Annotated in this window: 17 protein-coding genes and 1 pseudogene; 5 read left to right on the forward strand and 13 right to left on the reverse strand. The window is 58.8% G+C overall.

The features are described from left to right. Positions 1-63 precede the first annotated feature (63 nt). The 6 genes from CQ12_RS10750 to CQ12_RS44970 all read right to left on the reverse strand — a co-directional run bounded on the left by CQ12_RS10750 (position 64) and on the right by CQ12_RS44970 (position 6,164). Positions 64-696 carry a hypothetical protein gene (locus tag CQ12_RS10750; protein WP_245309845.1) on the reverse strand — a complete coding sequence of 211 codons (633 nt, stop codon included), beginning with the start codon at positions 694-696 and terminating at the stop codon, positions 64-66. A gap of 290 nt (positions 697-986) precedes the next feature. Beyond that, the gene (locus CQ12_RS10755) at positions 987-1,382 is read right to left on the reverse strand and encodes a hypothetical protein (RefSeq protein WP_057835277.1); all 396 of its coding nucleotides are present in this window, start codon (positions 1,380-1,382) and stop codon (positions 987-989) included. A 683-nt stretch (positions 1,383-2,065) separates the two neighbouring features. Next, positions 2,066-2,824, reverse strand: coding sequence for a recombinase family protein (locus tag CQ12_RS10760; protein ID WP_057835278.1), 759 nt, complete (start codon positions 2,822-2,824; stop codon positions 2,066-2,068). A gap of 265 nt (positions 2,825-3,089) precedes the next feature. Continuing rightward, positions 3,090-4,154, reverse strand: a complete 1,065-nt coding sequence (locus CQ12_RS10765; RefSeq protein ID WP_057835279.1) for a serine/threonine-protein kinase — start codon at positions 4,152-4,154, stop codon at positions 3,090-3,092. Then, on the reverse strand, positions 4,151-5,194 hold the full coding sequence (locus tag CQ12_RS10770) for a serine/threonine protein kinase (RefSeq protein ID WP_063799718.1): 1,044 nt from the start codon (positions 5,192-5,194) through the stop codon (positions 4,151-4,153). Before CQ12_RS10770 ends, CQ12_RS10765 begins: the two co-directional genes overlap by 4 nt. Next, positions 5,178-6,164, reverse strand: coding sequence for a PP2C family protein-serine/threonine phosphatase (locus tag CQ12_RS44970; protein WP_057835281.1), 987 nt, complete (start codon positions 6,162-6,164; stop codon positions 5,178-5,180). Before CQ12_RS44970 ends, CQ12_RS10770 begins: the two co-directional genes overlap by 17 nt. A 1,015-nt stretch (positions 6,165-7,179) precedes the next feature. Between CQ12_RS44970 and CQ12_RS10780 the strand changes: the two genes are divergently transcribed. Both CQ12_RS10780 and CQ12_RS10785 read left to right on the forward strand, forming a co-directional pair. Then, entirely contained in the window at positions 7,180-9,189 is a 2,010-nt protein-coding gene (locus CQ12_RS10780) for an ATP-binding protein (protein WP_063799715.1), read from the forward strand. A gap of 65 nt (positions 9,190-9,254) precedes the next feature. Further along, positions 9,255-9,743, forward strand: coding sequence for a hypothetical protein (locus CQ12_RS10785; protein WP_057835282.1), 489 nt, complete (start codon positions 9,255-9,257; stop codon positions 9,741-9,743). 62 nt (positions 9,744-9,805) lie between these two features. On the opposite strand, the gene CQ12_RS10790 is transcribed toward CQ12_RS10785, so the two are convergent. Beyond that, positions 9,806-11,191: a tyrosine-type recombinase/integrase gene (locus CQ12_RS10790; protein WP_057835283.1), complete on the reverse strand. Its 1,386-nt coding sequence runs from the start codon at positions 11,189-11,191 to the stop codon at positions 9,806-9,808. Between the two features lie 218 nt (positions 11,192-11,409). On the opposite strand from CQ12_RS10790, the gene CQ12_RS10795 reads away from it, so the two are divergent. Next, a complete protein-coding gene (locus CQ12_RS10795; protein WP_157088126.1) occupies positions 11,410-11,751 on the forward strand; it encodes a DUF6538 domain-containing protein in 342 nt (113 codons plus the stop codon). 109 nt (positions 11,752-11,860) lie between these two features. On the opposite strand, the gene CQ12_RS10800 is transcribed toward CQ12_RS10795, so the two are convergent. Genes CQ12_RS10800 through CQ12_RS10820 form a run of 5 tightly spaced genes read right to left on the reverse strand, consistent with a single transcriptional unit; the run spans position 11,861 to position 15,907 of the window. Beyond that, complete coding sequence (locus CQ12_RS10800; protein ID WP_057835285.1) at positions 11,861-13,006, reverse strand: acyl-CoA dehydrogenase family protein; 1,146 nt, start codon at positions 13,004-13,006, stop codon at positions 11,861-11,863. 13 nt (positions 13,007-13,019) lie between these two features. Further along, complete coding sequence (locus tag CQ12_RS10805; protein ID WP_057835286.1) at positions 13,020-13,847, reverse strand: SDR family NAD(P)-dependent oxidoreductase; 828 nt, start codon at positions 13,845-13,847, stop codon at positions 13,020-13,022. An 8-nt stretch (positions 13,848-13,855) separates the two neighbouring features. Continuing rightward, positions 13,856-14,263 carry a MaoC family dehydratase gene (locus CQ12_RS10810; RefSeq protein ID WP_057835287.1) on the reverse strand — a complete coding sequence of 136 codons (408 nt, stop codon included), beginning with the start codon at positions 14,261-14,263 and terminating at the stop codon, positions 13,856-13,858. Further along, positions 14,260-14,715, reverse strand: a complete 456-nt coding sequence (locus CQ12_RS10815; protein ID WP_057835288.1) for a MaoC family dehydratase N-terminal domain-containing protein — start codon at positions 14,713-14,715, stop codon at positions 14,260-14,262. Before CQ12_RS10815 ends, CQ12_RS10810 begins: the two co-directional genes overlap by 4 nt. A gap of 7 nt (positions 14,716-14,722) precedes the next feature. Beyond that, complete coding sequence (locus tag CQ12_RS10820; protein ID WP_057835289.1) at positions 14,723-15,907, reverse strand: lipid-transfer protein; 1,185 nt, start codon at positions 15,905-15,907, stop codon at positions 14,723-14,725. 105 nt (positions 15,908-16,012) lie between these two features. Here CQ12_RS10820 and CQ12_RS10825 point away from each other — a divergent pair, with 105 nt between their 5' ends. Continuing rightward, positions 16,013-16,777 (forward strand): TetR/AcrR family transcriptional regulator, encoded by a 765-nt coding sequence (locus CQ12_RS10825; protein ID WP_057835290.1) that lies wholly within the window; start codon positions 16,013-16,015, stop codon positions 16,775-16,777. Next, positions 16,707-18,264: pseudogene (locus CQ12_RS47415) on the forward strand (acyl-CoA synthetase). The gene CQ12_RS10825 and the pseudogene CQ12_RS47415 overlap by 71 nt, the downstream one beginning before the upstream one ends. Before the next feature lie 3 nt (positions 18,265-18,267). Here CQ12_RS47415 and CQ12_RS10835 read toward each other — a convergent pair. Further along, entirely contained in the window at positions 18,268-18,903 is a 636-nt protein-coding gene (locus CQ12_RS10835; protein WP_057835291.1) for a TetR/AcrR family transcriptional regulator, read from the reverse strand. Positions 18,904-19,114 lie beyond the last annotated feature (211 nt).

The following is a 19,114-nucleotide window of genomic DNA, read 5'->3' on the forward strand; positions in this document are numbered from 1 at the left end:
GTCCCACCTGATCTCTCGCGAGCGATGCCATAGCTGAGAATATCGCGGCGGGGAGACACCAGCCTAACGTGACCTTGGGCGCCGTCCGTAGCGCTGCTTATAGGCGAGCACGCCCGCGAGGTGCTTCTCGACGACCAATTCGCACGGTTCTTCCAGCATCCGGCCCATCAACCGCAGCACCGGCCCAGACGATCTAGGAAAGGCGTGGAGTTCGGTGCGCCGCTTCCGGCCCTGCCAGTCCTCGATCTCCCAAACTTTATGAGTGCCGCTCGAAAGCCGGTGGACGGCCTTGCAAATCTGGACCGTGCGAAACTCTTTCGTCCGGTGCGACTTGGGGTCGTCGTCGGTGAGTGCTGAGACGGCTAGGACGATTGAGATGATGCGCTCCGGCTTGACCTCCGCGACTCGAAGCCGAGCCAGCCCAATCTTCGCCCGCTTGCCCGCCGACATGCCCTTCAACCGCGTGGCAATCTCCACCGGCCCCGCTTCGTCCAACGTTGCTTGCACGGCGGCTCTCGCTGCGGCGATGAATCTGTCGGTCTCTGCCCAAAGCCGGACGTAAGAGGTCGCTGCCGAGAGATAAGGCTTCAACTCGGCGGCAGTGTACGTGCTGTGCCAGTAGCTGCCGTGCCGCGCCCGGTGTTCGACGTGCTTGCGGCAATGATGGGGAGCCAGTCCCTTTCTCGCAGCTTTCATGGTTGGCCGGCCGCAGCCAGGTATGGCGCACGTGGCAGCCGCGGTGAGCGGGCCAAGATCAATGCGCCGTCTTATCATCCGTCTCCGTCGCGAGCGGAGGGTCTGTGCTCCTAACAAGATCGGCCTCCCAAAGGCGGACTTTCTGAGACTGCCCGGCGAAGACAGCAAAGACAGCTACGGGCCCGCAAGCGCGGCAAGTGGCGCTGATAGGCGCAGTGCACATGGCGAAGAGCTTAGATCGAGCCGCTTGGATTTGGCCAATATGCTTGCGGATGCCCAAGTTCAAAAACCTATGCTGTCACTCCCGCATCGATCACGAAGCGTCCGCCCGACAGGCCTAAGCTTTCGCGCAAGGCTTTCAGTTCAGCCCGGCGCCTTGCGAAGATGTCTCGCTTGCTCGTGCGCAAATGTTTGACGAGAACGTTCTCGATCATCGCAAAGTTTGCGCCTCGAAAGGTCAAGAGGTACTGCGGCTGCACAGAGTGTCCGCTAGGCTTGCGCGGACCAGACGGGGCGCCTTCGTATCCAAGAGCACGGCAAATCTCGATCAACCTATCCAGATAAGCCGACTTGAACTCCATAACGAGAGTCGGAGTTTTATTGGTGCTTTCAATCTGAACCGCACCGAAACTTTCGAACAGCCCGACAAACCAGTGCAGGTCTTTCGACGTTATATTCTTCAGCATCGCTGACTTCCTTTCTCTTTGCCTTGATGGTCGCATCAGCGCTCCATCACTTCGCGATCTAATGCAGTAGATACATTTTTTCAATGATCAAAAAACAAAAAGTTGCAAAAAACACTATAAAACAAGGGGTCTCAGGGGATGTACTACCCCTCTTCGGGTAGGAGAAGATGATGTTGCCAGAGCAACTCCTAGACGAACTGGGGATGTCTCTCAGACGAACGCCACGGCTTTGATAGAGTAAGCCGTGGAGCAGCACATCGATGAATAGTGCAAGGGGGCGGCTGGAGCCGGAGTCTCTTCGGAGGAAGACCAGACCATGAGTGATACTTCACCGCCCTTGCCTGTTGAGGCGGCACCTGACGAAACGAGCAACAGCCATGTCCGATGAAGGAGCCATCGACCCCGGGAGAGGAATGACACCCCAACAAAACGAACGCCCCAGAACGGGTCCTCCAACCACCCCATCGAGCCGGGGGCAGAAAGCAAAGAAGCTCGGAAGCGCTCGCCTAACGTAGGCAGAGGCCCCACTAGGCACCGGTGGTGCTAACGGCCCCGAAGCCACCCAGCACACCAACCTCTTGGGTGGGACGCCAAGGGCGTGGGTGACCCGGTAAGGAATGCCAGAGGCACTGGGGAGCATCGGCGCCGGGGGGCGTCAATGCGGTCTCAGCAGCCGGACAGGGCTATATGCGCTGCTGCTCCAAGGCAGCTAAGCGACGCTGTAGGTTGATGACGGCCTTCGCGTCCCACTGGAAGCCGCGCGGCGTCAACACCCCTCGATCATTGAGAGCAGCCGCGATGCTGCGAGCGGATTTTGGCCCCGCTTGCATAACAGCCTGAAGGCTCGCGCTCAGGCGCCTTGCCGTGTCGTCGGCCCTAGATTTCAGCGCTGAGACTGCGGCTCGATTGCCATACTGCTTTAGGTGGGCTGCACCGTTCGGGTTACCTAACCGCTTGACTTCAGGATGTCCTAGCTGCCCGGTCTTGCTGATCCTTTCCTTGGCGACTGCGAGAGCAGCCCTTGTGCGTTCCGCAATCATCTCGCGCTCGTGCTCAGCGACTGCGGCTAGAATTGTGATGGTCAACCTATTGGCGTTCGGCAGATCACACGCGATAAACTCGATGCCGGCCCGCTCTAGCCCAGTGAGAAAGTGAACGTCGCGAGAGAGCCGGTCGAGCTTAGCGATAACCAGTGTGGCCCGCGCATTGCGAGCGTGATCGATGCTCTTGATCAACTGCGGGCGTTCATCCCGCTTTCCGCTCTCGACCTCCACATACTCTGCTAGCAGCGCCCCGGTCGCAGCGACCCGCGAGAGATAATCCCTTACAGCTCGCCTTTGCGCTTCGATGCCCAACCCATGGAGGCCCTGGGACTCTCGCGATACGCGGAGATAGGAAATGAAACGAGGCGCATTTCGACCGTTCTGAGCTTGTTTCGCCATGTGATCCTCACTGTGCGGCGAATACGCTACTGAACGTTTGGCGATTGGCCATGCGATAAAACGACTCAGCTCCGCGGCCCGCGCGGTACCTCATTGTTATGAGGCGCCGAGAGCACGCGAGACGATCGCGGCTGCTTGGAAGCTAGCGGCGAGGTCCATTTCTTGCGGGGCCACGGGGGGAATGCACTCTGCCGCCGCCGCGAGGTCACCTCTCAGCTAAGCTACCCCAATCGAATTGCGGCCGGAGACGGCACCATCTGAATAGTCAAGGACAGACAACGATTGGATGCGCCCGCGGAAATGGCGTGCCGTTGTGAGCACTAAAAACAACCTTACTGCCCACCTTCGCGGGCGCTGCGCCGTAAAGGCTATCATTATGATAAAAGATTTTCGCTCCGCGCGACGAAGTGACAAAACCGGTTGACCATTTCACTTCGCTGACTACCCCAAATTCGCGTGGGGCAAAATGAAAGCACAGTTCTTCGCAGGAACGCACTACGTCCAGAGCAACAGGCCGCTGCGCCTTATCGTACACAAGGCACTTCTCAACGATGCCAATGATTGAATTTGAAAGTGGCGTGTACTGAGCCTTCCCAGTTAAGAACCGTGGCCAGCTGAGCGGCTGCCGCTTCTCGACATTCACCGGAACCATCATGCCCTCACCAAAAGGGTATGCGCCTGTCATTAAGCGAAACATGAGTGCACCTAGTGACCAAATATCAGCTTCGCACCCAACGAGGTCGCCGGGCTTCCGAAACATCATCTCGGGTGCCATATATGGCAATGCCCCCTTGACCGTTCCAGACGTTGAGCGCGTTAGGTCTCCGTTCTTCGCGATGATCTCTTCAAAAAGTTCATCGGCGAGCGTCGCGATCCCAAAATCGGTGATTTTGACCGCAGAGAAATTCGAGTCTACTAGTATGTTGCTCGGCTTCAAATCACGATGCGCCACTTGGGCTTGGTGTGATGCGGCCAATCCCTTTGCAATGCGAAGCATGAGGTATGCCGCTAGATGGGGGTCGATCTGAGGAATGACGTCTAGCGTCGCTGCCTCCAGCGTCGTCCCATCAACGTATTCCTCAATCAAATAGCAAGCATTACCCTCTTCAAAATAATCGAACGTCTTAGCGACATTGTAGTTGCTAATCCTTGCGGACAAAATCGCGCTTTGCTTGAACCGCTTATTTGTCTGACCGGCCTGGGGGGTTTTCAGGGCGACAACTTCACCTGTTAAACTATCGTTTGCCTTGTAGACGTCCTGCATCCCGCCAGAGGCAATGTAAGAGACTATCTCGTACCGCGAAGCAAGCTGAGTGCCCGGTGCAATCACGCCATCACCTCCGGATTGGAAATGTCAAAAGTAACGAAAGCTCGTGGAGCTGCTGAGCCAATAGTTATGACGCATGCGGACAACATAGTCATGCCTACTGAAGCCTTCGTGTTGTTCACATAAACGTTGCCAGTCAACGCGGTGATCTTGAAGTCGTACCCATCATATCTGATCGACAAGCTGCCCTGATTCTTGAAAGTAAGATTCACGGTCCTTTTGCTGGCGTTCAGCTCGTATGCCTGCTTCTGCGTGCCTACCCGAGCTCGGTGCTTGTCTCTCAACAGATCGCGACCCAATAATTTGGCAACCTCGAACATAGGAGGTCTAGCGGCGGGTGACATGTCAAGGCAGGCCTCCAAGGTCCTTGCGACCTCAGCATTTAGACCGGGCTGCGCAGCGATAACGGAACCAGCGACAATCGCCTTGGGCTTTTCGTTATGAGGCTGAACACCAAGGAGAGCCAAAGCAGTACGAGCGAAAGAAAACGTATCAATAGCAGCAGTGAATGAAATCGTCTTCGTGCCGAACAGCTCAGGAGCCATGTATCCTATGGTCCCGGTGATGCTCTTGGTCTTGTCGTCTTTGCCTGCCTCTCTCGCAAGCCCGAAGTCAAATATCTTTATGATTCCGTTTTGGTCGCGCCTAATGTTTTGGGGCTTAATATCGCGATGGATCACTCCCGCGGCATGTATCTCAGAGATGCCCGTCGCAATTTGCCATAAGGTTTTCTGGTAATCCTCGTCGGCCTTGAAGTTCAACTTGTCTAGGTCAGTCCCCTGTATGTGCTCTAGCACAAGACAGCGGATGTCCTGGTTGTTCCACTTAAAGGAAACGACATCCAACAACTGCACGACGTGCTTGGAGCGAAGACGTATGAGGGCTTTTTGTTCGTCCAAGAGCCGCGGCAAGTCGGACGGTTTAAACACACGTTTCAGCATCACCTTGCGGGACAGATTCCTATCCTCGCATTCGTTTAGCTCGCCCATCCCTCCCCAAGAAGCGTTTCCAGTCGGCTCATACCGATTAGCTATCAGCGGCATCCTCGCCCTCATCGGAAGAGATTTTAATTTCAAGCTGGCCGTCTTGTGCGGCCTTTTTTGAAGCCTTGCTCTTCCGTTTGGTCGCCGTCCGTTGCTTCTGGGCGGGTGGTCGGGCCTGCACGTCGGCCGGCTCGCTCGGCGGAGCATCAACATTCGCGATCTTGTCAGGGGTTCGCTGAAGGTGAAGCTGAGAGTGCCCGCTCCAGACCGTGGGTAGCGAGCCTTTCTTGTTAAGCGTATTCAAAAGGTGCGACACGCTGAACGCCGCGACGGACGCGTTGTCGGGACCACCAAGCCAACGAGCCAATGCCAGCAGTCTATCTGTTGCCCGAAGCGGCTCCGAAGCGGATAGCAACAGCTGCTCGAATATTTTTTCATCAAAATAGTGCGCTCCGTCGGACGTAATAAAAAACGAATCCAAGTCGGCGGAAACCTGTTGAACGTTAGGAACGAGCGACTTTCCTATACCGATGAACTGAACGAGACCTTTGTCAGCGCCACCGAATGCCTCTTTGAGATTGTCATCTACGGTTAAGCGGCTCAATTTTGTCCACCTGCCATCGAGCGCATAAACGCGACTATCTCCAACATTAGAAACATGAACAGATCGACTACCTTCAATCAGGACGGCCGAGAGCGTCGCACCACCACGCCCTTGCCAGATGTTGTAGACGGTCTCATTTGCCACATTGGTCGCGATATGAAGTTTTCGTTGGGGCTCTAGCTCTGACGTGGCGAGTAGTGCGGAAAAAAAAGAGGCAATGCCGACAGTCGCACACTGCCCTCCATCTTTCATTCCCCCCATGCCGTCGCTGAGCGCAAAGCAAAGAAAGGGCCTGGAACTGTCGTTGACCCGCAACACAGATACCCGATCTTGATTCTCTGTTCGCAAGACGCCTACGTCGCTCGCAATTATTGCTTGGTCATCAAGCAGCACTTGGCGTGACCGCTGAAGAACGGTCCCGGCCATCCACTCTGCTAGGAGGGCATATTGCTCAGTAATGACGGACTCCCGCTAGAGTTGTTGCAGAGACGATCACATCTTCCCTGCTTATTGCAATTGATATTTCGTCGGCTGTGGAAATTCAGCCGCCCGATGGAAGCTCTAATAGCATACATAATTTTGAGTGGAATCATATAGTTATCCCAAAGCTCGCGCCGTCAACAGAGATCGCCAAGAACGATTTTCGGAAAAACCCTCTCTTGTCGCTCCAAATGGGCCGCCAGAGTCCGGGCCTCACACCATCCCTGAAGATAGCCGATGACTTGATCTCCCGCGTGAGTTGCGGGAAGCTTCGGCCCGGTTCGGGGGAGCCTGATGCGCGGTCTGCTTTTTCTACTTTTTGGCATCGTCTTTTTTGCCTATGCCGTAACGCGACCGGCCGCCGATCCCACGTTGACCAAGTCTACGTTCGCGGAGTTGCCAACGGCGCACGTAGCGACTGGCTCATCAAAGGTCCAAGCACCCCTCCAGCCGTCCCTAACGGCGCGAGCGCCTAGCAGAGACAGCTATATTGAGCCCGCCCCAGCGAAAGCGAATGTTGCGGCCATCTCTTCCCAATCAACGCGAGCGTCAAACTCTGGTGTCGGGAGTGTTTTTGTCGCGAAACCCGAACCAGCGCCGTCGTCATCGACCAAGCAAGCGGCCGAAATCCTAACTGCGGCGGCAATCGCAGCTTTAATTGTCACAGAAAGTCGTCGCGCCTATCACGCCCGCGGGCCGCCCCTGTGCTTATCCAGATGACCGAATGCGCAACGGTCGGAGCTGCGGCAGCCGTAGCGCCTACAGCCGGCCAGGCGGGGCAGCCCCGCTTTGCTATCCGACCGACATCACGGCTGAGATGATCAAAAGCTATCGTGCTCGGATAGCTCAAAGATGAACTCGCCTCTCAAATCCAAGCACAAACCGCACAACTGATTTCCCTTCGACCAAGCCTCTTCAGTAGTATTCCCCCGCCGCTTTCACAAAGCCGATTGAAAAAACCATGACGATCCTCACGTTGACAGCACAACAAGATCACTTGGAGAAGGTCGCCAAGACACGCGATCCCGTAAAGGCGCTCTCGGAATTCGTTTGGAACGGCCTGGATGCCAATGCGACCAATGTTGATGTACGCTTCGGGTTCAATAGCCTTGGAGGAATTGAATCGATAAGTGTCACTGACAACGGTGATGGCATCACACCTCTACGCGCCAGTACGGACTTTTCTAACCTTGGAGATTCTTGGAAAAAAACTGCGTCTCGCACCCGATCACAGCGGGCGCTGCACGGAAAAGAAGGCCGCGGACGTCTGCGCTTTTTCTCGCTGGCCCAAAAGGCTATTTGGCACTCGACGTTCGCTGTCGAAAACAAACTCGTCGATTTGAGCATTGAGATTGAAGCCGCGTCACTCGGGAAGTCAACAGTGTCCGAGACGACTCCCTCGGCACACGACCACACCGGCACGCACCTACTGCTTTCGAATCTGAAGGAAACTTTCGATTGGCTTGCTTCGAGGAAAGCCTTTCTGGAATTGAGCGCGGTCTTTGCTCCGTACCTCTTACGCTATCCGTCCGTGTCCATCTCATACAACGGTGAAAGAATACGTCCCGCTGACACGATTTCCGTCTCGTACGATTTTCCCACTGAGCCAATAGTTTGCCCGCATCGCACCGTCAAAGATTTGGCGATCTCGGTAGTCGAATGGAATTCTCACGTTGAGAGCCGACGTATACACCTGGGTGGCGAGAACGGCATCGTCCTCGGCTCGCAGCCAGCAAATGTTGTGGCGCCGGGATTTGAATATTCGGCTTATGCATATTCCGCCTTTTTCCAAGAGATCGCTGACGCCAATCTTCTAGAACTGGACGACCTGACCGACCCAGACTTTTCTTACATTGTGGGCTACATCCGCGATGCCCTAACCGACTATTTTCGCCAGAGACACGCCGAGCGATCAAAAGGCCTGATCGAGGAGCTAAGAGCGGAAGGCGCGTACCCCTACGATGGAGAACCGCGAGACGAAATAGAGCGGAAGGAACGCCAAGTTTTCGAGATTGCCACTTATGCCGTCTCATCTTACTCGAAAGATTTTTCAAAAGCAGACGCCTCATTGCGAAAGATGACGCTGACGTTCCTAAAGGAAGCCATCAGACACAATCCCGATTCACTATCGACGATCTTGCGAGCGGTTGTGAACCTCCCAAAAACGAAGCAGGACGAATTTTCTTCACTGTTAGAGAAAACTAAGCTTGGGAGCATCATCACCGCGTCAAGTCTCATCGCTGAACGCGTCGTGGCCTTGGAAGTTCTGAAAGGAATGGTCTTCAATCCCGAATACCGACACAGCACACGAGAGCGTGGGGAGTTAGACGTCATAATCAGGGACAACACCTGGATGTTTGGCGAACGTTTTCATATCGCCCTTTCTGAAGTCGGGCTTACCCGAGTCATGGAGCGGGTCTCGCAGGAGCTTCGCAGCAAATCTCCTAAGAAGCGCATCATGAAAGTGGACGGTTCTTCAGCTAGGCTTGACAGTTTTCTGGGGCGGATCGTGCCGCACCCCGATCAAACCAAGCGTGAATTTATCGTGATCGAACTGAAGCGCCCCTCACTGAAAGTAGGCCGCAAGGAACTTGATCAATTAGAAGATTACGTGAATGCACTAATCACGCAGCCTGACTTTTCTCATACAGACACTCAGTGGACGTTTTTCCTTGTTACCGGAGAGTACGACGCTTCGATTGTCCCCAGAATAACGCAGAAGGATCGGCCTGTTGGATTGTTTTTGGAGACCGCGAACTCTGCTGTTTGGGTGAAGACGTGGGCCGAACTCACTCGGGACTGTGATGCACGGCTACATTTCATCCAGGACAAATTGAGGATTGAGGTATCTGCCGATGAAATCAACTCCAAGATTGCTGCGCTGCGAGCGTCGGTTCTGAAGGAAGATCGCACAGTGACGTCACGATTTGCGCGGCAGGCCCCATCGCGTGAGACTGACAAACATCCATAACGACCGCGAATACGAAACGTTCAGTGATGCGGACCTCATTCTTTTTGACACCGGGACGATACTCTATGAACGCAGCGCAGTCACTAGGCAAACACGTTGCCATCGTTGCCTTGGCTTTGGTCGGGCCCGCTGTATTGTTGAGCGCAATCCCAACTGATGCGCAGGAATTACCCTCCTTGGAGCAACTCCTTACAAAAGAGGAACAAGCGAAGCTCGGCGTCACATCGATGTCGCCAGAAAAGCGTGAAGTGATGCGGGGCGCACTGATTAGGACGTTTAGGCAGGGCTATCGGGCGGCGCAGAGTGCAGACCGTCCTGGCGGTGCGGGGACTGGAACGAGTGTTGTTGAGACGCAAGTAGATGGTGAATTCAACGGTTGGGAGGGCGAGACAATAATCAAGTTGATGAACGACCAAATTTGGCAACAGACTGAATATCACTATGAATACCGCTACGCCTACATGCCCAAGGTTCTGATTTATCCGTCGGGCGGTGGGCACAAGATGCGTGTTGACGGCACTTCCAAGCCTATTGGTGTGCAACGCTTGCGGTAATCTTCTTCATTTCCCCTTCGAGCCATCGATCCGCTAAAAGCTACTTTTGTTAACGGAAGCTATTAAAGGGGAAGTTTGACCGACTCCACGCAGGCCCTCTTCAGCCGCTTCAGCTGAGCATTAGAGTACAGCCCGAACGTAATTCCGACCTCGCTCTCGTGGCCCATGATGTCCGCCACGACGTTCTCCCGGTGACCTGCATCCTCAGCCTTCGTCGCGAACCAACGCCGAAAGCTATGGAAGTTGACCTTGGACCGACGTGCCCCCGGCCTCTTGTCATGGACGCCAAGCTTCTTGCGGTAGTAGGTAAACCGCTTAGAGAGGGCCATGGTGCGGTTACCATCCCAGCCGGTGTCCTGAAAGTCGGGAAACAGGTAGGCGGCTGTATCGCTCTTGCCTACGAGTTTAGCAATCATCGGCCGCAGCACTGAATGAATCGGAATGGTCCGCACGCCCGCCGCGGACTTGCTGCGAGTGACGCTGAATGTGTTGTCGCGGCAATCACCGACGCGAAGCTGACCGATCTCATCGAGGCGCATCCCCGACAGAGCAGAAATCCTCATAGCGTTGGCCATGTCGGTGTCTGCCGGGCCACCGAGCAGGATGCGGACCTCATCATCCGTAAACGGCCGCTCGGGACCCATCGGGCCGTCCGGGGCGATCCTGTGCGCCTTGGTCTTGGGGAGCGACTTGCGCATCCAAGGATTCGACTTCACGCCGAAGCTCTTCTCTAGCCACGTCCAGTATTGCCGTAAAGCGGATAGCTTTTTGTTGGCCGTCTTGAAATGCACGCCCGCCTTTACGAAAGCCTCGTCGCGAAAATCCGCGGCGACCCGATCGGTAGTGGTCTCGATGAAAAAGCCTTGGCTTGACCTTGTGCACCAGTCTTTGAACTGTGTGAGCGCCGTGCGGGCGTCGGCCTTAGTGCGCTCGCTATACGTTGAGGCAGCAAGCCACCGTTCAACGTAGAGGTCGGCGGGGGTGACCTTTGCGGACGCTAGTTGGACGAATTGGGAGGCCTGCTTGGTGGCTGCCCGGGGTTCTGCAAACGGCTCGTAGTCGTCCCGGGTCCCGCCAGCTGCCAGATCGATTTCTTCGGCCCGGTCCGTGATCTGATACATGAGGTCATTGCGCCGCGCGGCATCGGCCCGGACGAATTCCTCCCGGAGAGCCATGGCTTCCAAGAGAAGCGGGTCTTGATCCTCGGGTCCGGGCGTCCGGTGTTTGGCGATCTCGGACTTCAAATCCGCAACGGCATTCCAGCGAGCTATACGGGCCACCCGGAGGTCTGTGGTCTCAAGGGACTTCAGGAGCCGCTTCTTTCCGAGGGCCCGCCGTAGCGTCCTAGGGACCTCAGCGACGGCATACCAAGTCGTTCCTTCGCCCCGGGGCTGGGTCAGGTAGCGCCGATCACCGCCACCTTTTTCCGCTCGCAAAATAACGTTCACTCGGCCTGCCCCTAACGGTGCCCCCAACGGGTCGCCCCCAACGCAGGTGTTGATATAGGGCTGTTTTCGCAGTATTTCTAGGCCTTCCGACGCACTGGCGTAGGGTCCAGGTTCCCCAGCCAGACTCCGAAAAACCGCAACGATGCTGACAGCTTAGATCGACCGATCTGAAAGCCGGCAGACGATGGTCCAACGCCATGGTCCACGGGAGCCAGATCGTGCCGTCCTATCTGCGCCGCCGAGCCCATACATGGTTTTTCAGGTGGAAATGGCCCAAGCGCCTTGCGGCCAGCGGCTTCCCGGGCGAGCTTATTCGCAGCCTCAAGACGAGCGATGTCCGCATCGCCCGTCGCCAAGCTCTCATGCTTGCCCTCAAAATCGAGATGATGATCAGTTCAACCAGCAATCCGAGCCGAGCCGAATTGGAGAATGCGGTCCGCAACTGGATCGACGAGTGCATCTGGCGCCGGGAGGTCAGGCGGGCGGATCGCGGAGCCGGCGCCTTTCCCACGCGAGCTGGAGGCGAGTGGCTGCGAGGCTGCTCGCGCGGGTCGACTTGAGCGGAGTGAGCGTTTCCGGGATTCTAAGCCTTTGATTGAACTTTCGAATGCCTTCTTGCTTTCCTCTCGTTTGAGTCGAGCTGCGACGACACATGCAATCGAGCTCCGCTCACAACGATCGGGCGATCAAGAGCTTCATGATCTCATTGGTGCCGCCGTAGATCTTCTGGATGCGGGAATCGATGAACATCCGCGAGATCGGATATTCCTGCATGTAGCCATAGCCGCCGAACAATTGCAGGCATTCGTCGGCGGTCTGCACCTGCTTTTCGGAGCACCAGTATTTCGCCATCGACGCGGTGACGGTGTCGAGGTCCTTTGCGACGAGGCGCTCGACGCACCAGTCGACGAAGACACGCGCGATCATCGCTTCGGTCTTGCGCTCGGCGAGCTTGAAGGCGGTGTTCTGGAAATCCATCAGCGGCTTGCCGAACGCGGTGCGCTCCTTCGTGTAGTCCACGGTAAGCTTGACCGCGCGCTCCATCGAGGCGACGGCGCCGACCGCGAGCGCGAGGCGCTCCTGCGGCAATTGCTGCATCAACTGGACGAAACCCTGCCCTTCCTCGTTGCCGAGCAGGTTCTCGGGCGGCACGACGACATTGTCGAAAAATAGTTCGGATGTGTCGGACGCGTGCAGGCCGATCTTGTCGAGGTTGCGCCCGCGCCGATAGCCGTCCGCGCCTCCAGTCTCGACAACGATCAGCGAGAGGCCCTTGGCGCCGGCTTCGCCGGTGCGCGCGACCACGACGACGAGATCAGCGGCCTGCCCGTTGGTGATGAAGGTCTTCTGGCCGTTGATGACGTAGGAATTGCCCTGCTTCTTCGCGGTGGTCTTGACGCTCTGCAGGTCGGAGCCGGTTCCGGGCTCGGTCATGGCGATGGCGCCGACCATCTCGCCGGAAGCCATCTTCGGCAGCCAGAGCTTCTTCTGCTCCTCGGAGCCGTAGTTTAGAATGTAGTGGGCGACGATCGCGCTGTGCACGGAGACGCCGGTCGTGACCTCAGGCACCGTGCTTTCGATATCCTCAAGCACCGCGGCATCATAGGCGAAGGTCGCGCCTAACCCGCCATAGGCCTCCGGCACGCTCGGCAGCAGCGCGCCCATCTCGCCAAGCCCGCGCCAGGCAAAGCGATCGACCATCTTCTGCTCGCGCCATTTCTCGGCATGCGGCGCCAGATCCTTCGCGAGGTACTTCCGGAACTGGTGGCGGAAGACGTCGAGCTCCTCGGTCATCCAGCAGGAACGGTATTCCATGGAACCCTCGCTATCAGATGAGCAGACCGCCGCCGGCGACGATCACCTGGCCGCTGATATAGTTCGATTCCGGACTGCAGAACAGATAGACCGCGTCGGCCGCCTCCTCCGGCGTACCGCCGCGGCCGAGCGGGATCATCTGCCCCATCGCTTCCAGCATCTCCGGCCGCACGCCGACCTTGATATCGCGGCCGGCGACGTCAATGGTCTTCTGGCTCGCCTCGATCGGCTGGGTCAGGCGGGTGTTGATCAGACCGAAGGCCACGCAATTGACGTTGACCTTGTAGCGGCCCCACTCCTTGCACATCGTGCGGGTCAGCCCGACCAGCGAGGCCTTGGCGGAGGAATAGCTCGCCTGCCCCGCGTTGCCGTACAGGCCGGCGATCGAGGAGATGTTCACGACCTTGCGGAACACCTCGCGGCCGGCCTCGGCTTCCTTCTTCGCCATCACCCGGATCGGTTCGGCGGCCGCACGCATGATGCGGAACGGTGCGACGAGATGGACGTCGAGCATCGCCTGGAACTGCTCGTCCGTCATCTTCTGGATCGTGGAATCCCAGGTGTAGCCGGCATTGTTGACGATGATGTCGAGCCCGCCGAAGTGCTCGATCGCAGCACCGACGAAGCGATCGGCAAAGCCCGCTTCCGTGACGCTGCCGTTCACCGCCACCGCCTCGCCGCCCGCCGCCTTGATCTCTGCGACCACGGCGTCGCCCGGCCCCGCATCGAGATCGTTGACCACGACCCTGGCGCCCTCGCTCGCAAGCTTCAGTGCAATCGCACGGCCAATACCGCGGCCCGAGCCCGAAACGAGCGCGACCTTCCCCTTCAGTTTCGACATGATCTCTCCTAGATCGCGATGATGGCTTCACCGGCAAGCTTGATCTCGCCGTTCTGGTCTCTTGTGGTGAGCGCGAGCTTTGCGCGCTTCTCGCCTTCTTGCTCGAAAACCTCGGCGACCGTACCCTCGCAGGTCAGCTCCGCGCCGAGTTGCGTGATGGCAACGAAGCGGGTCGAGAACGAACGGACGCGCGACGGCGCCACGGCATCCGTCAGCGCCTGGCCGAGATAGGCCATCACGAGCATGCCGTGCGAGAACACATCCGGAAATCCGGCCTGCCTTGCGAAATCAAGGTCGACATGGATCGGGTTGTGGTCCCCGGAGGCGCCGCAATAGAGCGCCAGCCGGTGGCGCGTGATCGCCAGGAATTCCTTGTGGACGATGCGATCGCCGATCGAAGGCTGGTCGACGCTCATGACGGCCTCGCATTGCGTACCACGACCGTGCGCGAGAGGTCGGCGACGTGAACCCCGTCCTGGTTGGTGACCTCGGTTTCGACGACGATCAACGTCATCGCCCCGCCCTTCTTCTCGGTCACGCTGGACACGCGCGGCTTGAACGTCACGGTGTCGCCGACCACGACGGGTGCGCGGTAGTCAAAACGCTGCTCACCATGCAGCACGCGGGCGAGATCGATGTCGAGCGCCCTCAGGAATTCAAAGGGCTCGGTGGCATCCATCATCTCCAGGCAGAATAGGTAGGTCGGCGGCACTGCCGCCGCCGCATTTCCGGCCGCCTGCGCGGCCTTCTCGTCGCGATACAGCGGATTGGCCTCGCCGATCGTATCGAGGAAGAAGCGCAGGCGCCCCGGCTCGACGCGTGCGGTGACCGGCGTGAAGGCACGCCCGACGGCGGATTGATCGACCATCGCGGCCTCAGGCGCGTTCGTAGAGCGTGACGACGCAGGCGCCGCCGAGGCCGAGATTGTGCTGCAGACCGATCCGCGCGCCTTCGACCTGGGTCGCCTGCGCCGTGCCGCGCAACTGTCGCGTCAGCTCGTAGCACTGCGCCAGGCCGGTGGCGCCGAGCGGATGGCCCTTGGAGAGCAGGCCGCCGGACGGATTGGTCACGATCCGGCCGCCATAGGTGTTGTCGCCGTCATCGATGAAGCGCGCCGCGTCGCCCTCTCCGCACAGGCCAAGGCCTTCATAGGTGATCAGTTCGTTATGGGCGAAGCAGTCGTGCAGTTCGACGACGTCGAGATCTTCCGGGCCGATGCCGGCGGCCTCATAGACCTTCCTCGCGGCGTCGCGCGCCATGTCATAGCCGACGACCTGCATCATGTCGCCGGCACCGAAGGTCGAAGCGGTATCCGTCGTCATGGCCTGCGCCGCGATGCGGACGTTCTTGTTGAGGCCGTGCTGGTCGGCGAATTTCTCCGAAACCAGGATCGCACCCGCGCCGCCGCAGGTCGGCGGGCACGCCATCAGCCGGGTCATCACGCCCGGCCAGATCACCTGGTCGTTCATGACGTCATCGGCCGTGACTTCTTTCCTGAACAGCGCCAACGGATTGTTTTTTGCGTGGCGGCTGGCCTTCGCGCGCACCTTGGCAAAGGCCGAGAGCGGCGTGCCATGCTTCTTCATGTGGCTGAGGCCCGCGCCGCCGAAATAACGCAGCGCGAGTGGCACGCCGGGCGCTTCGACCAGCTTGTCGGCGGCCGCGTCGAAATCGTCGAATGCGCTGGGGCGATCGGTGAAGACGGCGCCAAGCGCGCCGGGCTTCATCTGCTCGAAGCCGAGCGCCATCACGCAATCGGCGGCACCCGACTCGATCGCTTGCCGCGCCAGGAACAGCGCGGTCGAACCGGTCGAGCAGTTGTTGTTAACGTTGACGATCGGGATCCCGGTCATGCCGACGCCATAGAGCGCGCGCTGGCCGCAGGTGGAGTCGCCGTAGACATAGCCGACATAGGCCTGCTGCACCTTGCCGTAGTCGAGACCGGCATCGGCGAGCGCGAGCTTCGCCGCCTCCGCGCCCATCACGTGATACGGCGCGTTGGCGCCCGGCTTGACGAACGGGATCATCCCGACCCCGGCAACATAGGCGCGTGACGTCATCGTCTCCTCCCGAAAATTACCCGCTGGACTATTTATTACCTATGGGTAATATATGTGGTGTTACGAGTCAACGCGGCAAAGCTTCACGACATAAAGCTTCAAGACATGGACGCCCGCTCCCCCTCTTCCAGCCGTCAGTCCCCGTGGCTGCCATTCGAAAGCCGGCGCCGCGCCCGCGACGAGAAGCGCGAGGCGGTGTTGCGCACGGCCGTGCAGCTCTTCCTCGAGCAGGGCTATCATCGCACCACGCTCAACGACGTCGCCGATCGGCTCAACATCACCAAGCCCGCGCTCTACAATTACTTCGGCGGCAAGGACGAGATCCTGTTCGAATGCTGGGCGATCGGCAATGAACGCGTCGACGATTGCATCAACGAGATCGCAGCCGGCGGCGGTACGGGGCTCGCCAAGCTGCGGAAGCTGATCGTCAGCTACGCCGAGGTGATGACCACCGACTACGGCAAGAGCCTGGTCCGCTTCGACGTCCGCGATCTCACCGAGCACAATCGCAGGGTCGTCAACACCGCCAAGAGGAAGATCGATCGCGCCTTCCGCGACTATATCGCCGAGGGCATCGCCGACGGCACGATCAAGCCGTGCGATCCAAAGCTGTCGGCGTTTGCGATTGCGGGTTCGCTGAACTGGATCGGCCACTGGTTCCAGCCGGGCGGACCGATGACGGCGGAAGCCATCGCCGAAGAGTTCGCAATCCGCCTCACCGCAGGCATTGCCACGACATCGACGCGCAAGAAGGCGGACAAGCCGCCCGGCAAGATCAAGACATCCAGGGAGGATCGAGATGAACATCACGCACGGACTGCGCCGCGCGCTGCAGGTCAATCCAAACGGACTCGCGATCGTCTGCGGTGAACGGCGACGCAACTGGCGCGAGGTCGGCGACCGCGTCGCTCGCCTCGCCGCCGCGATCCGTGGACTCGGCTCCAAGGATGGCGATCGCGTGGCGGTGCTGTCAATGAACTCCGACCGCTACCTCGAGCTCTATCTCGCGGTCGGCTGGGCCGGCGCCGTCATCGTGCCGCTGAACATCCGCTGGAGCCCGCTGGAGAACGAGGACGCAATGCGCGACTGCCGCGCGGAAATCCTGTTCGTCGACAAGGCATTTGCACCGGTCGGCGCCACGCTCGCGAAGGCCATCCCCGGCCTGAAACTGGTCTATGCCGATGACGGCGAAACGCCCACCGGCATGGAGAACTACGAAGCGTTGATCACGCAGAACCAGCCCATCGCGGACGCCATGCGCAAGCGCGACGATCTCGCCGGCATTTTCTACACCGGCGGCACCACCGGCCGTTCCAAGGGCGTGATGCTGAGCCATGGCAACCTGATGGCCAATGCGCTGAACGCGCTCGGCGAAGGCCTGTGGCCGAGCACGACGATCTATCTGCATGCGGCCCCGATGTTTCACCTCGCCAACGGGGCTGCGATGTATTCGGTGCTGCTGTCGGGAGGCTCCAATGTTGTGATCCAGGGTTTTACACCCGACGGCGTCGCGACCGCGATCCAAAAAGAACGCGTGACCGACGTGCTGCTGGTGCCGACCATGATCCAGATGTTCGTCGATCATCCGACGCTCGGCAAATTACGACCTGTCGTCTTTGAAGCGGATTGCCTACGGCGCCTCGGTGATCAGTGACGCTGTGCTGATGCGCGCCATGAAGGCCCTGCCGCATGTCGAGTTCACCCAGGCCTACGGCATGACCGAGCTGTCGCCGATCGCAACGTTGCTGCATTGGAAGGAGCATATCGGCGACGGCCGCGCCAAGGGCCGGCATCGCGGCGCCGGACGCGCCGCCTTCGGCTGTGAGGTCAAGATCGTCGATGCCGGCGACAAAATTGTCCCGTCAGGCACCGTCGGCGAGATCGCCGTGCGCGGCGATGTGGTCATGATGGGCTACTGGGAGCGTCCGGAAGAGACTGCACGCGCCGTGATCGACGGCTGGATGCACACCGGCGATGGCGGCTATATGGACGAAGACGGCTTTGTCTACGTGGTCGACCGGGTCAAGGACATGATCATCTCCGGCGGCGAGAACGTCTATTCCGCAGAGGTCGAGAACGCGCTGGCGCAGCACCCCGCCGTGGCGCAATGCGCTGTGATCGGCATTCCGAGCGAGCGCTGGGGCGAGCAGGTTCACGCCGTCGTCGTGCTGAAAGGCGGCGCCGGCGCGACAGCCGACGAGCTGATGGAATTCAGCAAGACGCTGATCGCCGGGTACAAATGCCCGCGCAGCGTCGACATTACATCGACACCGCTGCCGCTTTCCGGTGCCGGCAAGATCCTCAAGCGCGAGCTGCGCCGACCGTTCTGGGAAAACCAGACACGGCGCGTCAGCTAGGACTTAGGTGCGTGCGGAGGCGCCGGTCGCAAGGTGCCTTGACACCACGGGGCTTGCGATTCCGTACAGGAACTGATCGACGACCATGTCGGCAAATTCGGCAGGTCCTATTCCCCCTTTGGGATCGTACCAAGTGTGGCTGAAGTTGAGCGTGCCGAAAAGCATCATCGTGTAGACCTTCTTGGTTCGCTTGACGATCTTTCCCTTGCTGTCGAGCTGAAGAATGAGGCCAGTAATCAGATCTACGATCCGCCGCTCCAGCGATTTGATCGTCTGCTGGTCATCTTCGCCAAGGAAGGTCAGGTCGTTGAGGATCAGGCGCTGTTCCTGCGGCGAACGCGCATTGAGATCGACAATGGCACGGATCGCTGCGCGGAATTGATCGAGCGTCGAGGTGTGTTCTGCGATGGCCGCCTCCACGTCTGCGATCATCTGCCGCACATGCTGGTCGAGGATAGCGAACAGAATGGCTTCCTTGGAAACGAAGTAGTGATACAGCGCGCCGCGCGAGAGCTTGCAGGCTTCCGCAAGGTCGGCGATCGAGGCGCGCATGTAGCCCTGCTTGGCGAACAGGCCGCACGCCGCGGACAGGATTCCGCGCTGAATGTCATCGTAATTCTCTGAGCGCGTTCGCGCCATGCCGTGCCTCTCATGCAATGCTGCGCTGTCACCGGATCCGGCGACTCCCGACTCTCTATACTACCGGCGCGTGCGAAGCGCGCCGTTCGCGGACAGTCCTTTCCACCAGAACCGTTCGAGCCGCCGGTCCAAATTTGATCTGGATCAAAAAATAATTTGAACGGCCGGTCGGATTATAATATCCTCTAGCCAACTGGCAAGCAGATCACGC

This window comes from Bradyrhizobium jicamae, assembly GCF_001440395.1.
GTDB lineage: Bacteria > Pseudomonadota > Alphaproteobacteria > Rhizobiales > Xanthobacteraceae > Bradyrhizobium > Bradyrhizobium jicamae.

Bases quoted from the DNA above. Each gene is read 5' to 3' on its own strand.
- CQ12_RS10750 (WP_245309845.1), bottom strand. From the start codon at position 696: ATGAAAGCTGCGAGAAAGGGACTGGCTCCCCATCATTGCCGCAAGCAC.
- CQ12_RS10755 (WP_057835277.1), bottom strand. From the start codon at position 1,382: ATGCTGAAGAATATAACGTCGAAAGACCTGCACTGGTTTGTCGGGCTG.
- CQ12_RS10760 (WP_057835278.1), bottom strand. From the start codon at position 2,824: ATGGCGAAACAAGCTCAGAACGGTCGAAATGCGCCTCGTTTCATTTCC.
- CQ12_RS10770 (WP_063799718.1), bottom strand. From the start codon at position 5,194: ATGCCGCTGATAGCTAATCGGTATGAGCCGACTGGAAACGCTTCTTGG.
- CQ12_RS44970 (WP_057835281.1), bottom strand. From the start codon at position 6,164: ATGGCCGGGACCGTTCTTCAGCGGTCACGCCAAGTGCTGCTTGATGAC.
- CQ12_RS10780 (WP_063799715.1), top strand. From the start codon at position 7,180: ATGACGATCCTCACGTTGACAGCACAACAAGATCACTTGGAGAAGGTC.
- CQ12_RS10785 (WP_057835282.1), top strand. From the start codon at position 9,255: ATGAACGCAGCGCAGTCACTAGGCAAACACGTTGCCATCGTTGCCTTG.
- CQ12_RS10800 (WP_057835285.1), bottom strand. From the start codon at position 13,006: ATGGAATACCGTTCCTGCTGGATGACCGAGGAGCTCGACGTCTTCCGC.
- CQ12_RS10805 (WP_057835286.1), bottom strand. From the start codon at position 13,847: ATGTCGAAACTGAAGGGGAAGGTCGCGCTCGTTTCGGGCTCGGGCCGC.
- CQ12_RS10810 (WP_057835287.1), bottom strand. From the start codon at position 14,263: ATGAGCGTCGACCAGCCTTCGATCGGCGATCGCATCGTCCACAAGGAA.
- CQ12_RS10815 (WP_057835288.1), bottom strand. From the start codon at position 14,715: ATGGTCGATCAATCCGCCGTCGGGCGTGCCTTCACGCCGGTCACCGCA.
- CQ12_RS10820 (WP_057835289.1), bottom strand. From the start codon at position 15,907: ATGACGTCACGCGCCTATGTTGCCGGGGTCGGGATGATCCCGTTCGTC.
- CQ12_RS10825 (WP_057835290.1), top strand. From the start codon at position 16,013: ATGGACGCCCGCTCCCCCTCTTCCAGCCGTCAGTCCCCGTGGCTGCCA.
- CQ12_RS10835 (WP_057835291.1), bottom strand. From the start codon at position 18,903: ATGGCGCGAACGCGCTCAGAGAATTACGATGACATTCAGCGCGGAATC.